The sequence below is a fragment of the Bradyrhizobium sp. AZCC 2230 genome (assembly GCF_036924495.1).
Lineage (GTDB): Bacteria > Pseudomonadota > Alphaproteobacteria > Rhizobiales > Xanthobacteraceae > Bradyrhizobium > Bradyrhizobium rifense.
Genome location: NZ_JAZHRS010000001.1, coordinates 8,501,288 through 8,516,063 on the forward strand (window position 1 = coordinate 8,501,288; position 14,776 = coordinate 8,516,063).

At 63.8% G+C, this 14,776-nt stretch carries 14 protein-coding genes; 10 read left to right on the forward strand and 4 right to left on the reverse strand.

Features of this window, described 5'->3' with window-relative positions; translation table 11 throughout:
* Nucleotides 1–7 precede the first annotated feature (7 nt).
* From V1280_RS40500 to V1280_RS40535, 8 genes are all read left to right on the forward strand, one after another.
* Nucleotides 8–958, forward strand: coding sequence for an ABC transporter permease (locus tag V1280_RS40500; protein WP_334536295.1), 951 nt, complete (start codon nucleotides 8–10; stop codon nucleotides 956–958).
* Complete coding sequence (locus V1280_RS40505) at nucleotides 945–1,814, forward strand: ABC transporter permease (protein ID WP_334536297.1); 870 nt, start codon at nucleotides 945–947, stop codon at nucleotides 1,812–1,814. Before V1280_RS40500 ends, V1280_RS40505 begins: the two co-directional genes overlap by 14 nt.
* Nucleotides 1,811–2,803, forward strand: a complete 993-nt coding sequence (locus tag V1280_RS40510) for an ABC transporter ATP-binding protein (protein ID WP_334536298.1) — start codon at nucleotides 1,811–1,813, stop codon at nucleotides 2,801–2,803. Before V1280_RS40505 ends, V1280_RS40510 begins: the two co-directional genes overlap by 4 nt.
* Nucleotides 2,800–3,771, forward strand: coding sequence for an ABC transporter ATP-binding protein (locus tag V1280_RS40515; protein WP_334536301.1), 972 nt, complete (start codon nucleotides 2,800–2,802; stop codon nucleotides 3,769–3,771). Before V1280_RS40510 ends, V1280_RS40515 begins: the two co-directional genes overlap by 4 nt.
* Nucleotides 3,772–3,853: 82 nt before the next feature.
* Nucleotides 3,854–4,921, forward strand: coding sequence for an alcohol dehydrogenase (locus V1280_RS40520; RefSeq protein ID WP_334536302.1), 1,068 nt, complete (start codon nucleotides 3,854–3,856; stop codon nucleotides 4,919–4,921).
* Between the two features lie 136 nt (nucleotides 4,922–5,057).
* Nucleotides 5,058–6,137: an isocitrate/isopropylmalate dehydrogenase family protein gene (locus V1280_RS40525; protein ID WP_334536304.1), complete on the forward strand. Its 1,080-nt coding sequence runs from the start codon at nucleotides 5,058–5,060 to the stop codon at nucleotides 6,135–6,137.
* Nucleotides 6,138–6,184: 47 nt separating this feature from the next.
* Nucleotides 6,185–6,583 carry an ASCH domain-containing protein gene (locus V1280_RS40530; protein WP_334536306.1) on the forward strand — a complete coding sequence of 133 codons (399 nt, stop codon included), beginning with the start codon at nucleotides 6,185–6,187 and terminating at the stop codon, nucleotides 6,581–6,583.
* A 322-nt stretch (nucleotides 6,584–6,905) separates the two neighbouring features.
* The gene (locus V1280_RS40535; protein WP_334536308.1) at nucleotides 6,906–8,786 is read left to right on the forward strand and encodes a peroxidase family protein; all 1,881 of its coding nucleotides are present in this window, start codon (nucleotides 6,906–6,908) and stop codon (nucleotides 8,784–8,786) included.
* A 215-nt stretch (nucleotides 8,787–9,001) separates the two neighbouring features.
* Here V1280_RS40535 and V1280_RS40540 read toward each other — a convergent pair whose 3' ends face one another.
* The 4 genes from V1280_RS40540 to V1280_RS40555 all read right to left on the reverse strand — a co-directional run bounded on the left by V1280_RS40540 (nucleotide 9,002) and on the right by V1280_RS40555 (nucleotide 13,106).
* Nucleotides 9,002–9,817 carry an enoyl-CoA hydratase gene (locus tag V1280_RS40540; protein ID WP_334536310.1) on the reverse strand — a complete coding sequence of 272 codons (816 nt, stop codon included), beginning with the start codon at nucleotides 9,815–9,817 and terminating at the stop codon, nucleotides 9,002–9,004.
* A gap of 108 nt (nucleotides 9,818–9,925) precedes the next feature.
* Nucleotides 9,926–11,275: a L,D-transpeptidase family protein gene (locus V1280_RS40545; RefSeq protein WP_334536312.1), complete on the reverse strand. Its 1,350-nt coding sequence runs from the start codon at nucleotides 11,273–11,275 to the stop codon at nucleotides 9,926–9,928.
* A gap of 380 nt (nucleotides 11,276–11,655) precedes the next feature.
* The gene (locus tag V1280_RS40550) at nucleotides 11,656–12,027 is read right to left on the reverse strand and encodes a helix-turn-helix domain-containing protein (protein WP_014497036.1); all 372 of its coding nucleotides are present in this window, start codon (nucleotides 12,025–12,027) and stop codon (nucleotides 11,656–11,658) included.
* Nucleotides 12,028–12,056: 29 nt separating this feature from the next.
* Nucleotides 12,057–13,106, reverse strand: coding sequence for a LysR family transcriptional regulator (locus tag V1280_RS40555; RefSeq protein WP_334536314.1), 1,050 nt, complete (start codon nucleotides 13,104–13,106; stop codon nucleotides 12,057–12,059).
* Nucleotides 13,107–13,565: 459 nt separating this feature from the next.
* Here V1280_RS40555 and V1280_RS40560 point away from each other — a divergent pair, with 459 nt between their 5' ends.
* Both V1280_RS40560 and V1280_RS40565 read left to right on the forward strand, forming a co-directional pair.
* Entirely contained in the window at nucleotides 13,566–13,832 is a 267-nt protein-coding gene (locus V1280_RS40560) for a hypothetical protein (RefSeq protein ID WP_027528892.1), read from the forward strand.
* 208 nt (nucleotides 13,833–14,040) lie between these two features.
* On the forward strand, nucleotides 14,041–14,772 hold the full coding sequence (locus V1280_RS40565) for a cytochrome c biogenesis CcdA family protein (RefSeq protein WP_334536318.1): 732 nt from the start codon (nucleotides 14,041–14,043) through the stop codon (nucleotides 14,770–14,772).
* Nucleotides 14,773–14,776: the final 4 nt, after the last annotated feature.

A 14,776-nucleotide genomic window follows, 5' to 3' on the forward strand; every position in this document is an offset into this window, starting at 1 on the left:
CCGCGCGATGCTGAACTTCGTCGTGCGGCGGCTGCTGGCCATCCTGCCGGTGTTGCTGGCCGTCTCGCTGCTGACCTTCCTGATCGCCTCGCTGCTGCCGGGTGATCTCGCCTATGTCATCCTCGGCGATCAGGCGACGCCGGAGAATGTCGCCGCACTGCGGCGCGACATGGGGCTCGACCAGCCGCTGTGGTGGCGATATTTGAGCTGGCTCGGCCACGTCCTGCAGGGCGATCTCGGCCGCTCGTTCCGCACCGGGCAGACCGTGCTGCAGGCGGTCAGCGAGCGCATACCGGTCTCGCTCGAACTGATGCTGATGGCCGAGTTCATCGGCCTTTTGATCGGCGTTCCCCTCGCGATCGCCTGCGCCGCGCGCGCCGGCAGTGCATTCGACCGCTTCATGACCGGCAGCGCGTTTGCGATGCTGTCGATGCCGTCCTTTCTGCTGGCGATCCTGCTGATCTATCTGTTCGCGGTCGAGCTGCACTGGCTACCCGCGACCGGCTATGTGCCGTTCACCGAGGAGCCGCTCGCAAACTTGCGCTTCTTCGTGCTGCCGGCGCTGACGCTGGCACTGGCGGAATGGCCGGGCATCATGCGCGTGCTGCGCTCCGACATGATCGCGACCTTGCAGGAAGACTACATCGCACTCGCCAAGGCCAAGGGTCTGAAGCCCTCGCGCATCCTGTTCGTGCATGCGCTGAAACCCTCGTCGCTGACGCTGGTGACGGTCACAGGCATCAATATCGGCCGCCTGCTCGGCGGTACGCTGATCGTGGAATCGATCTTCGCACTGCCGGGCATCGGCCGGCTTCTGGTCGGCGCGATCTACACCCGCGACCTCGTCATTCTCCAGGGCGTGGTGCTGCTGGTCGCCTGCGGCTTCGTCATCGTCAACTTCATCGTCGACATGCTCTATGCCGTGCTCGATCCGAGGATTCGCCATGGGCACGCTTGAGCTCACGATGCAGGAAGAGGCATCGGCGCCGGTCCGGCGCCAGCGCAAGCTCGGGCTGCTGTTCTGGATCGCGAGCCTCTGGCTCGCTGTCGTTCTTGCGCTCGCGATCCTCGCACCGGTACTGCCGCTGCAGAACCCGACCGATATGGACATGTTGGAGCGCCGCGCCGCCTTTTCGAGCGAGCATTGGCTCGGCACCGACGGACTCGGCCGTGACGAGTTCGCCCGGCTGATCTTTGGCGCGCGCGTCTCGCTGACGGTCGGATTGATCGCGCCGATGATCGGCCTGACGCTCGGCGGCGCGCTGGGCCTGCTCGCCGGCTATTTCCGCGGCCGGTTCGAGACGCTGGTGGTCGGCAGCATGGATGTGCTGCTGGCCTTTCCGCCACTGGTCTTCGCGCTCGCAGTGACCGCCTATCTCGGGCAGTCCATTCCCAATCTCACCATCATCCTCGGCGTGCTCGGCATTCCCGCCTTCATGCGGGTGGCGCGTGCGGCGACGCTGACACTGGCGCGGCGCGAATTCGTGATCGCGGCCGAGGCGCTCGGCGCCAGTCATGCGCGCATCCTGCTGCGCGAGCTGCTGCCGAATGTGATCCTGCCGCTGCTGGCGTTCTTCCTGCTCGGCGTCGCCGTCACCATCGTGGTCGAAGGCGCGCTGTCGTTCCTCGGGCTCGGCGTGCCGCCGCCGATGGCGAGCTGGGGCAGCATGATCGGCGAAGGCCGTGACAGCCTCGACGTCGCGCCACGGCTGGCGTTCCTGCCGGCGGTGGGATTGTTCCTGACCGTGCTGGCGTTCAACCTCGTCGGCGACACCATGCGGGCTCTGACCGACCCGCGTCAGGGGGCACTGTGAGCACGCCGCTTTTGACCATCGAGGATGTCGCGGTCGAGCTGCCGACCCCGCGTGGCAATTTGCGCGCCGTGGATCATGTCAATCTGTCGCTGGAGGCGGGGCGTACGCTCGGCATCGTCGGCGAATCCGGCTGCGGCAAGACCATGCTGTCGCGCGCGATCCTTCAGCTGCTGCCGAAGAAGGCGAAGCTTACCGGACGCGTGATGTTCGACGGCCAGGACCTGATCCGGCTCGCGCCTGAAAGCCTGCGGCGGCTGCGTGCGCGCGACCTCGCGGTGGTGTTCCAGGATCCCATGACCTCGCTCAATCCGGTGCTCACCATCGGCACGCAGTTGATGGAGACGATCCAGGAGCATCTCGAGCTCGACGCGCCGGCCGCGCGGAAGCGCAGCATCGAGTTGCTCGCGGCCGTCGGCATTCCCGCGCCGGAGCAGCGGCTCGCGCAATATCCGCATCAGTGCTCCGGCGGCATGCGCCAGCGCATCGCGATTGCGATCGCGCTGTCCTGCGAGCCGAAACTCCTGATCGCGGACGAGCCGACCACGGCGCTCGACGTTACCATCCAGGCCCAGATCCTCGATCTGCTGGCGCGCGAGCAACGCCGCCGCCACATGGCGATGATCATCATCACCCACGATCTCGGCGTCGTCGCCGGCCGCGCCGACGAGGTCGCGGTGATGTATGCGGGCAGGGTGGTGGAACGCGCGCCAACGCAGGCGCTCTTCAAACGCATGCACATGCCCTACACCGAGGCGCTGCTGGCGGCGATCCCGAAGCTGGAGACCGCGCCGCACACGCCGCTGCCTGCCATCTCAGGTCGACCGCCCGATCCGACGCGGCCACTCAGGGGCTGCTCCTTCGAGCCGCGTTGCCGCTATGCCGCCGGACGCTGTTATGAAGCCAAACCCGAGTTGAAGGCTGCCGAGACGCCGGAGCATCTCTATGCCTGCTTCCACCCGATCCAGATGGCGGAAGGGATTGGCGTATGATGCAGCTCGCCGTGCGCGATGAGCCGCTCCTGAACGTCGACAATCTCGTCGTCGAATATGGGCTCGGCAACAAGACGGTCCACGCCGTCTCCGGCGTCAGCCTCCACGTCGCGCGCGGCGAGACGCTGGGGCTGGTCGGCGAGTCCGGCTGCGGCAAGTCGACGCTGGGGCGCGCGGTCCTGCAATTGCGCCGCGCCAGGAGTGGCCGCGTGCTGTTCGACGGCGAAGACCTCACCGCGATGGAGGGCGAGACGCTGCGAAAAATGCGCCGCCGCGTGCAGCTGATCTTTCAGGACCCGATCGCCTCGCTCAATCCGCGCCGGCGCATCGGTGACATCGTCGCCGAGCCGCTGATCATCGCCGGTGTCAAGGACGCCGCCGAGCGCAAGCGGCGTGTTCACGAGGTGCTGTCTGCGGTCGGGCTCGATCCCGATCTCGTGGCGGGCCGGCTGCCGCACGAATTCTCCGGCGGCCAGTGCCAGCGGATCTGCATCGCGCGGTCGCTGGTGCTCAACCCCGAGTTCATCGTCTGCGACGAGCCGGTCTCAGCGCTCGACGTCTCCATCCGCGCGCAGATCCTCAATCTGCTCGAGGAGATGAAGACGCGGTTCGGTTTGACGCTGCTGTTCATTGCGCACGACCTTGCCGTGGTCAAAGCCGTCAGCGACCGCGTCGCGGTGATGTATCTCGGCCGGCTCTGCGAGGTCGGGCCATCGGAGCAATTGTTCGCAAGACCTGCGCATCCCTATACCGGGCTGCTGCTGGAGGCGATCCCGGTTCCCGATCCGGATGTGCGGCCCGTCGAGTGCGTGGCGATCGGCGAGCCGCCATCGCCGATTGCGCCGCCATCCGGTTGCCGCTTCCGCACCCGCTGCCCGCGCGCCGATCAGCGATGCAGCGCGGAGATGCCGGAGTTGCGCGAGGTCGTGCCCGGGCAGTTCGTGGCTTGCCACCATCCGCTGGCCTGAACTAAGACGGCTGTGCGGGTTTGTCTCGCCCCGCCGCCCGTGGCATGGTGGCGCGACGAGAGACGTATGCCGGGAGGACGCCATGAAGAGTTTCAAGGTCGCTGATTTCAAGGCGCCGCTGCAGGAGTTCGACGAGGCAACGCCGCAACCATCAGGCACGCAGGTGCTCATCAAGGTCAAGGCCGCCGGCGTCTGCCACAGCGATCTCCACATCTGGGAAGGCGGCTACGATCTCGGCCATGGCCGCAAGCCGCTGTCGCTGAAAGACCGCGGCATCAATCTGCCGCTGACCATGGGCCACGAAACCGTCGGTGAAGTGCTGGCGTTCGGACCCGACGTGAAGCCGACCGACCAGGGCGGCCTCAAGCTTGGTGATGTCAGCCTGGTCTATCCGTGGATCGGCTGCGGCAAATGCGCCACGTGCCTCGCCGGTGACGAGAACATGTGCCTGACGCCGCGCTCGCTCGGCGTCTATTGCGACGGCGGCTATTCCGATCACATGCTGGTGCCGCATCCGCGCTATCTGCTCGACCTCAGAGGGCTCGACCCGGCGTCGGCCGCGCCCTACGCCTGCTCGGGCGTCACCACCTACAGCGCGCTGAAGAAGGTCGAGCAGCATTCTGATACGCCGATCGTGATGTTCGGCGCCGGTGGCCTCGGCTTGATGGCGCTGTCGCTCTTGAAAGCGATGGGCGGCAGAGGCGCGATCATGGTCGACATCGACGCCAGGAAGCGCGAGGCGGCAGAGAAGGCCGGCGCGCTTGCCACCATCGATCCCAAGGCGCCGGACGCGCTGGAGCAACTGGCGAAGAAAGCCGGCGGGCCGATCCGCGCCGTGATCGACCTCGTCGGCAATGCCGCGACGACGCAGCTTGGTTTCGACTGCCTGACCAAGGGCGGCAAGCTCGTCATCGTCGGCCTGTTCGGCGGCGGCGCGACCTGGGCCTTGCCGCTGATCCCGATCAAGGCGGTGACGATCCAGGGCAGCTATGTCGGAAACCTGCGCGAGACGCAGGAGCTGCTCGATCTCGTCCGCGCCAGGAACATCCCACCGATCCCGGTGACAAAGGCGCCGCTCAACAAGGCCAACGACGCGCTGGTGCAATTGCAACAGGGCGCGGTGGTCGGGCGTACGGTGTTGACGCCGTAGTCATTGCTCTCTCCTCCGTCATTGCGAGCGCAGCGAAGCAATCCAGAGTCTTTCCGCAGATGCAGCTCTGGATTGCTTCGTCGCTTCGCTCCTCGCAATGACGACTTGGTTGGTTCCCTTCCTTGAGGCCTCTTAAATGTCCGCAAACAACGCCTTCCACATCGCCGTGCTCGCCGGTGACGGCATCGGCCCCGAAGTCATGGCGCCGGCCATCGAGGTGCTGCGCAAGATCGAGGCGAAATCGGACTTGCGCTTCCGCTTCACCGAGGCGCCGGCCGGCGCCAAAAACTATCTCGCCACCGGCGAGTCGATGCCGGAGTCCACAATCAAATTATGCGAGGAAGCCGACGCAATTCTGCTCGGCGCCTGCGGCCTGCCGTCGGCGCGTTACCCCGACAATACCGAGATCGCGCCGCAGATCGAGCTGCGCTTCATCTTCGATCTCTATGCGGGCGTGCGCCCGGCGCGCCTCATTCCGGGCGTGCCGAGCCCGATTGTCGGCGCTGACAAGCGAGGCATCGATCTGGTCGTGATCCGTGAGTCCACCGAAGGCCTGTTCGCCTCGATGGGCAAGGGCGTGGTCACCCATGACGATGCGCGCGAGACCATGGTGATCACGCGCAGGACATCCGAGCGCCTGTTCGACTTCTCGTTCCGCCTCGCGGAGCGTCGCAAGGCGCGCGGCAAGCAGGGCAGCCTGGCCTGTGTCGACAAGGCGAATGTGTTCAAGGCCTTTGCGTTCTTCCGCGGCATTTTTGACGAGATCGCGAAGAAGCATCCCGAGGTGAAGACCGATCGCCTCTATGTCGACGCCTGCTCGGCGATGCTGGTCAAGCGCCCCTGGGATTTCGACGTGATGGTGATGGAGAACATGTTCGGCGACATCGTGTCCGATATCACCGCGAGCCTGATCGGCGGCCTCGGCATGGCGCCGTCGGCCGACATCGGCGACAAATACGCCGTGTTCCAGCCGTGCCACGGCACCGCGCCTGATATCATGGGACAGGGCAAGGCCAATCCCACTGGCATGATCCTGTCGGCGGCGATGATGCTGGACTGGCTCGCCGACAAGCACGGGGTCGAGGGCGCGGCGGAAGCCGGCGAGCAGATCGAGCGCGCGGTCGATCAGGTCTATGCCGGCGGCCTCAAGCCGATGGAGTTTGGCGGCAGCAACGGCACGGCGGATATTACCAAGGCGGTGCTTGCGGCGCTGTAGGAGTGGATCGCGCCGCAAGACGTCGTCTCTGAAGGGCTCGGACGACCATGAACAAGCCAGTGCCCGAACGATATCAAGATCTCCGGACGTTTGCTTTCGGCGACAGTCCGGCGCTTGCCGACGAACTGCTCGAACTCGTCGTCAAGGGCGTCAAGACCGCGACCTGCAGCACGGAAGACGAACCCAACACATCGACACCAGGAGAGCGCTGGGTCGTGCTCGATGGACGGGGAGAGCCTCGCTGCGTCATCGAAACCACCGAGATCACCTACCGGCGCTACAACGAAGTCGATGCCGCCTTTGCTTACGATGAGGGCGAGGGCGATCGAAGCCTCGCCTATTGGCGCAACGCCCATCGCACCTATTTCGGCCGGCTCGGGCGGTTCAGCGAAGACATGATGCTCATGTGCGAGCGCTTTTGCCTGATCGAGGTTTTTGGCGATTGATCGCCCGCGACGAGCCGAGAGCTCCAAGCGCACTCGGTCTCTCCACATCGTCATTGCGAGCGCAGCGAAGCAATCCAGACTGCCGCGGCGGAAAGACTCTGGATTGCTTCGTCACTGCGCTCCTCGCAATGACGAGGGAGCGTCACTTTCCCTGAAACTCGGTGTCTGCCCATCGTTTCGGTTCCGCTCGTTTCAGCGACCCCAAAAATGCTTCCACGTCGTCGCTCAACGACCGCACGAGCGTCACAATGAATCATTAAAGCGCCGTTTCAAGAGCAGTCAATGAAGCAGGAGCTGGGTCTACTCTGTACGGAGGGAAACCATGGCGCTCCATTTCCGCACCATCGACGGTTCAGACAACAACCTTGCGGACCCGGCCCTCAATCAGGCCAACACAGACTTTGCACGCGTGGGGCCGGCGAATTTCGCCGATGGCTTTGACGCCATGCAGCCTGGTCCCAACCCACGCGAGATCAGCAACATCGTGGTGGCGAACGGTCCGGACACCCATCTTGAGGTCAACGGCGTAGCGCTGTCCGGGATGATGTATGCATGGGGTCAGTTTGTGGATCATGACCTCGATCTGGAAAAGAGTGGGGTGAACATGGCGGATATTTCAATTCCCGTTCCGGCGGGCGACACGCTGCCTCAAGGCACCGTGATTCCCGTGACGCGGGTGGCAATCGATCGGGCGACCGGCGTGCCCGGGCATCCCGCAACTGCAATCAACACAGTGACCGGTTGGCTCGATGGTTCCCAGGTGTATGCTTCCGATCCCGTCACCGCGGCCAGCCTGCGCACCGCGGATGGTCACATGAAGGTGTCGGCCGGGGACAATCTGCCAATCGTTATGACCGCGCAGGGACCCGCCTTTGCGGCGGGGGATGTGCGGGCGCAGGAAAATCCCGATCTGACGGCGCTGCAGACCTTGTTTGTCCGCGAACACAATTACCAGGTCGATCAATTGCAGCAGGAGCATCCGCGCTGGAGCGGCGACCAATTGTACGACATGGCCAGGGCGATCACGACCGCGGAAATGGTCAACATCACCTATAAAGAGTTCCTGCCGCATTTGCTGGGAACAGATGCGATTCCGGCCTATCACGGCTATGATCCGAACGTTAACGCCGGCATCACCGAGGAATTTGAAGGAGCGGCCTATCGTTTCGGTCACTCCATCGTGTCGGCCGACATCAATGGCATAAGCAATCTGGGCGCGACCACAGCCGAACAATCGCTGGCGGACACCTTCTTCGAAGCGCCGGCGGCGTTCACTGCCAATGGCGGTGCCGATGGACTGTTGCGGCATCTTGCCAGCGATACCGCGCAACCGCTCGATACTCATATCGTTGAGGAGCTCCGAAGTTTCCTGAGTGATCCTCCGGATGCGATCGATCTGGCCGCTACCAACATCCAACGCGCGCACGATCTGGGTCTCGGGACGCTGAACCAGACGCGGGAGGCGTTGGGACTTGCTCCCTACAAGAGCTTCGACCAGATCACTTCGGATTCGACCACGGCTTCGGCGTTGAAGCAAGCTTATGGCACGGTCGATGCCGTAGACCTGTGGACGGGGGGGCTGGCGGAGGATCATACGGCGGGAGCGGCCATCGGTCAGACCTTTGGCAGGATCATCGCTGACCAGTTTACGGCATTGCGCGATGGGGATCGGCTGTATTTCGAGAACCAGGGGTTCGATCGGCAAACCCTGAATGAGATCAAGTCGACTACACTCTCGGACATTATCGAACGCGATACGACAGGTACGACCGCCATGCAGGCGGATGCGTTCGTATCAACCGAGCGACATTCCGGCACGCTTGGTGGGGTAGATCCGACCGGGGCGAACGCAGTGAGCGGTCAGGCTCAGCTGGTGGTGGGATCTCCAGGCAAGGACACGCTGACCGGCGGAAGCCTGGACGACACCTTGGTGGCGGCAAGTGGTCACATGACGATGACCGGCGGCGCCGGCGCTGACACGTTTATGTTCGATCTTGGCAACCTCACGGGACAACACAACACGGCGGTCATCACCGACTACGATCCCAAGGTCGATAAGTTGCAACTGCCGCCGAACGATGGCTTCTCTGCCGTCAGAGTATCCTCCGATCATCACGGCGGAACCCTTTTGCATCTCCGCAACGAAACTATCGACCTGTTCGGCGTGAACCCCAACGAATTGCACCATCACGATTGGGCCTGAGTCCAAACTGCCGCGTCGCTCAAAGCGAGCGGCGCGGCAGCGGAACAAAAGTCACACAATATCGCAGTCGGCGCCAGGTTGGAATCGGCTGGCGTTTGGCCCGACGTGTCAAACCTCGCTCTCGCATGGCTCCCAGCCCGGGCCAAATTGCCGAGCAATTTCTACTGTGCATGGGGTTGTTTTCGAGATTATTGCCGGCGCGTCCGGCGCCGAGGCTACTTCCCCTGAAACTGTGGCCTGCGCTTTTCCATGAAGGCCTGCCGGCCCTCGCGGAAATCCGCAGAGTCCATGCAGGCATTGCCGATCGCCTTGATCGCGGTCATGTCGCGTGCGCTCTCGTCCTTCAGGACCTCAGCGATGGTGATCTTGGCGGCCTTGATCGCGAGCGGCGCGTTCTGCGAGATCGTCGCGGCGATGGCCATGGTCTCGCCCCAGAGTTGGTCGTCGGGGATCACGCGCTCGACGAGGCCGATACGCAGCGCCTCGGCGGAATCGATGCGCATGCCCGTGTACATCAAGAGCCGCGCCCAGGATGGTCCGACCAGCGACACCAGGTGCTTCAAGCCGTCATAGCCGTAGGCGATGCCGAGCTTCGCCGCGGGAATGCCGAACTGGCTGTCATGCGCAGCGATGCGGATGTCGGCGAGCATCGCGACCTGCATGCCGCCGCCGAGGCAAAAGCCCTGGATGCAGGCAATCGTCGGCTTCGGGTAGTCGGCGAGCAGCGCGCGCTGGGCGGCGCTGCGCTTGCCGTATTCCTCGGAGGCCGCTGCGTTGTGGCGGGTTTTTTCGAACTGGCTGATGTCGGCGCCGGAGACGAACGCCTTGCCGCCAGCGCCGCGCATGATCACGACGCGCACCGTCTCGTCGTCGCGCAAGCTCGTCAGCGCCTCGCCAAATCCCTCCCACATCTCCAGCGACATCGCGTTGCGCTTGTCGGGATTGTTGAAGGTGATCACGCCGACGCCGTCGGTGACCTGTGTGATGATCTTGCCGTCGGCGTAGAGAGCTTCATGGGAGAGATCGGACATCGTGCGCTCGCTTGTATGTGGCGAGGCGCAATGTGCGGTCGGGCCAAGGCCCGGGTCAACCGCGGCGAGGCGAGGGGCTTTGCATCCGCCCGTGCCGCGATTGCATGCCTACTGCGCCATATGCGCGGTCAGCGGATGGTTGCCGGCATTGCTGAAGAACGCGGCCTCTTCGGCGGTGGCCTCCAGCAACTGCTCGTCCTGGTTATAGACGTCGCTGCGGAACTGGATGGTCTGGTCCTTGGTCATCCAGGCCGTGAGGTAGATCCAGGCCACCGGCACCTTCTTCGCCATCGCGACCTCCTGATGCTGCCCGGTGGCGATCTCGGTGTCGATCGCGGCGCGGGTCCATTTCGGCTGATCCTTGAGCAACCAGGCGGCGAGATCGCGCACATTGTCGACGCGGGAGCAGCCGTGGGAATCGAAGCGGTAATCGTCGCTGAACAGATTGCGCTGGTTGGTGTCGTGCATGTAGACCGAATAGGAGTTCGGCATGTCGATCTTCACCGCGCCGAGCGCGTTGAAGGTGCCGTTCTGCTGGCGCACGGTGAAGTTCGGCGTATGCGTGCCCGACCAGTCGACCGAATGCGGATCGATCGGATTGTCGTGGCCGTCGAGCACCTCCATGTGCATGCGCGACAGATAGGTTGGGTCCTTGCGCATATGCGCGGAGATCTCGGTCTTGGCGATCGAGGACGGCACGGTCCAGGTCGGGTTCAGCACCACGCCGGTGATCTGGGCCGTCAGCGTCGGCGACGGCTTTTCGGTCTTGCCGACGATGACGCGATAGCGCCGCACCACGACGTCGTTCTCGACCGCCTCGGCGAAGGCGGCGGGGATGTTGACCACGACGTAGCGCGGGCCGAAGCTGAAATTGGTGTTCTCGAGCCGCTCGAGCGACGCCTCCAGCTGGCGGATGCGCTTTTGCACCGTGACATTCATGGCCGCGAGCGTGCGCGGCGTCATCGTGCCCGTCGGCGCAAGACCGTGCCGGGCCTGGAAGCGCTTCACGCCGTCCGCGAGATCCTGGTCGAAAGCGCCGCTCGCCTTGTCGGCAGCGAGGTCGCCGGAAAGGATCAACCGCTTGCGGAGGAGGTCGTCATTGGCGCCCTGCACGCCGAGCGCGAACTTGGCGTCCGCGGGAATCGCCGGCCAGCCGCCGCGCACCGCAAGATCGGAGTAGCTCAGTGCCGCGTCCTTGATGCGCTGGGCGGTGCCCTCGTCATAGGTCGGCTCATGCGTCAGCGCGAGCGCTGTGGCCGAGCGGCCCTCGGCGGTCGAAGCCGGTGCCGCGGTGGCGGCTTTGGGGGCGGCGGCGTGAGCCGGGTCGGCGGCTGTCGGGACTGTGCCGGGTAAGGTGGCGGCCTTGGGCGTGGCTTGGCCCGTGGTCTCGGTCTGCGCGAGCGCGGAAGCGCTGGCGAGAAGGCCCATGGCAATGATCACGGCTTGGCGTTTCGACATCTGTCTGGTTTTCCCCAAGAGGACGAGGCGGCAATTCCCGGCCGCCATGCTGCGTGCGCCGATTCGCGAAATCGGCGAGAAGCTAAGGCATCAGGGTTGCGGTCCCATTAAGCACGGCGCATCGAGGCCCCCGTGCGTCCAACGCGGAGGCTCTCGATTGGGTCGCAACAAGGTTGGGACGGGTTCGCGTAAACTGCGACGAATGCCAAAAAAAGGGGCGGCCATGCCGCCCCAAAAATCCAAGGCCGCGCGCGTAAGGCGCGCACGCCTCTATCCTTCCAATCAGGATTCATCCTGCCAATCAGGCCTCGCCCAATCCAGCCGCGCCCCCGCGACGCGGCGGATTGAACATTGGCCGTGAAGGCCGGACCGTCGACCGATCAGGCTTCGTTCGCCGCGATCGATTCCATCAGCGAGACGAGCTGACGCTGCACCGTCTGATCCTTGATCTTGCTGTAGGCGCGCAGCAGGCGGAGGCTGAAAGCCGAGTCCAGGAACAGGAGGCTTTCGACTTCGCGGGCCTTGTTGTCGCCGTCATAGAAGAAGGTCACGGGCACATCGAGGGCGGTGGCGATCTGCTGAAGCCGAGCCGCGCCGACGCGATTGACGCCCTTCTCGTATTTCTGGACCTGCTGGAAGCTCACGCCGAGCTTTTCACCGAGCTCAGCCTGCGAGATCTTCATCTCGACGCGCCGCAAACGAATCCGCTTGCCCAACTCAATGTCCGGCTTGCCGGCACTGCGTTGCTTCATTCTCTTCGCCGCTGCTTTCATTTTAGTTTTCACCTTTGTTCTTCGGTTGAAAATCCCCCGAAGAGCTGGGTCAGGGGTTCGCCCATATACGAGTCCTTGAATTCATGCGGATGCACGAATTCCTCCTTAAACCACGGGAAGCGAGCTGGATTGAAAGCTTCAATCAGCCAGTCAATCATGTGCCGCACGCGGGGAATCCGGCCGCTACCAGGGTGGTAGGACAACCAGATATCCAGCGGTCGGTTCAACTCGACCTCCAGTGGAATCAACTTCCCGCCAAGCGCAATGGCATAGCTCGGGAATACGCCGATTCCGGCTCCATTCGCGACAGCCCAGTAGTTGGCGCTTGAGACATTGGTCTTCATGACCAGAAGGTCACGTTCCGGAACGCCCGGGAAGAAGCTCTCAAAGGTTTCCTTGGCGGCGAGCTGGTCGGCGAATTGCAGCACCAGGCGGTGCTTGATCAATTCGAGGGCCGAGCGCGGCGTGCCGTGTTTCTCAAGGTATTTTTCCGAAGCCCAGAACATCAAATGCATGCGGCCGAGCCGCACCAGCTTGACGTCGAGCGCCGACGGCCGCGACAGATGGATGGCGACGTCGGCCTCGTGGCGGGAGACGTCGGCCGAGCGCATCGCGCAATGCAAATCGACCAGGACATTGGGATAGGCCTGCTGGAATTCCACCAGCCGCGGGGCGAGCCAGAACGTGCCCAATCCCTCGGTGACGGCGACGCGGACCTCGCCGGTGAGGGCGTTGGCAGTCGAATCGCTGGTGCGCAACACGTCGAAGGCGGCCGCCTCCATGCGCTCGACAGCGGAGACCACCAGCGCGCCTTCATCGGTGAGATGGGTGCCGTGGACGTCGCGTGTGAAAAGAGTCGTGCCGGTCTGGCGCTCGAAATCGTCGATCCGGCGGCGGACGGCGTTGATCGACAGCGACAAGCGTTCAGCCGCCGAACGGAAACTGCCGCATCGAACGACTTCCAAGAAAATGCGGGCCGCATCCCAATCGGAGAGGCCGCTGATATTTGTCTTTAGGCGTTCCTCCAATGGAACGCCCCTTTCCGCCAAGGAGTGCATACAAGTCCCTTCGGGTCGCTAAACTGGCAGAATCTAGCGCAAACCACAACCACGACGGGTTGGGGAACGGTGGGTTTTGAACGCCATACTTACCGCGCCCGAAGTGGTATTTTAGTGTGCTTGGGATTGGGAATCGGGCAAGTTATTGCCCGGAAGAGGGGTAAGTCGTGCGTTCCGTTGCGAGCCTTGAAGTGGCTGCGGGATTGCCAGGTCTAAGTGGACCGGAGGGTGACGTGCGAAATGCCGTGCGCGCTCGATCGCGGGGATCCAAGCGTTTCAGCTTTGATCGTTCCGACCTGCGCCGCTCGGCCATGCCGTCTGGAATTGCGATTTCGACGCAGAAACACATTGAAATCATGTTCGAGGGCACGGACTCCTCATGCTATCCTTGGCTCTCTTTGGGGGCCCAGGGGATCGTTTCAAGCACGTCTCGCAGCCCGAATTAACGGAAAGAACGCCGTGTCGCATTCAGACGAACAGTTGCAGTCGGTGCTCGAGACGCTCGAGGAGTGCCGCAAGGTTCTCAACGAGAGCAACAGCCGTGAGTCGGCTGAGCTGCTCTCGATCGTCATCCTCGATGTCAGGATGAAGCTCAAAGGAATTGACAGTGCCGACCTCAAGGCGCTGTGCGACGAAATGCTGCGGAGCGCTGCCAGCGAACCGCTGCCCCCCTCCAAGCAGACGCAGGACCAGCCCCGGCGTCCGCTGCTCCGCGTGGTGAAGTAGCCTCGCCGCCGAATCTCGCTTTTTGGCGAGATTTGTGCGCGTCCCGATGCCGCATCTGTGATCGCAGACGGCATCGGGAGGAGCCTTGGTTTGATCGCGCCTCTGTTGCGCATTCCCCGGCATCCGCTACACCAGAGCCGGTTCGGCTCCGGCCATGCGCGCATTCCCGGCGCGCTGCCTGAGGGCCCGGGATGGCTCCGACTGCATCATGCAAAATGTCTCGATTACGGCGGCGCTGATTGCCGGCCTCGTCAGCTTCCTCTCGCCGTGCGTCCTGCCACTGGTTCCGCCCTATCTGATCTATCTCACCGGCGCCACGATCGAGCATGTCGAGAACGACGAGACGGCGTCGGCCTCCAAGCGCGCGATCATGATGGCGGCGCTGCTGTTTGTGCTCGGCTTCTCCACGGTGTTCGTGGCGCTCGGCGCCAGCGCCTCGCTGGTCGGCGGGCTGATCCGCGCCTGGTCGGCGGAGCTGTCGATCCTTGCCGGCATCGTCATCATCATCATGGGCCTCCACTTCCTCGGGCTGACGCGGATCGGCCTGTTGATGCGCGAGGGACGGCTGACCGCGCCAAAACCCGTCGGCCTCTGGGGCGCCTATGTGATGGGCCTCGCCTTCGCGTTCGGCTGGACGCCGTGCATCGGCCCGATCCTCGCAGCAATCCTGTCGATCGCCGCGGCGGAAGCGACGGTGACGAAGGGGGCGGGGTTGCTCGCGGTCTATTCCGCCGGCCTCGGCATTCCCTTCCTGATCGCGGCCCTGATGATCGAGCAATTCTCAAAACTGTTCGCGCGCATGAAGGGCCAGCTCGTCAATGTCGAGCGTGCCATGGGCGTGCTGATGGTGATCACCGGCATCGGCTTCCTCACCGGCGCGGTCTCCAATGTGAGCATCTGGCTGCTGGAGACGTTTCCGGCGCTGCAGACGATCGGCTAGCGCG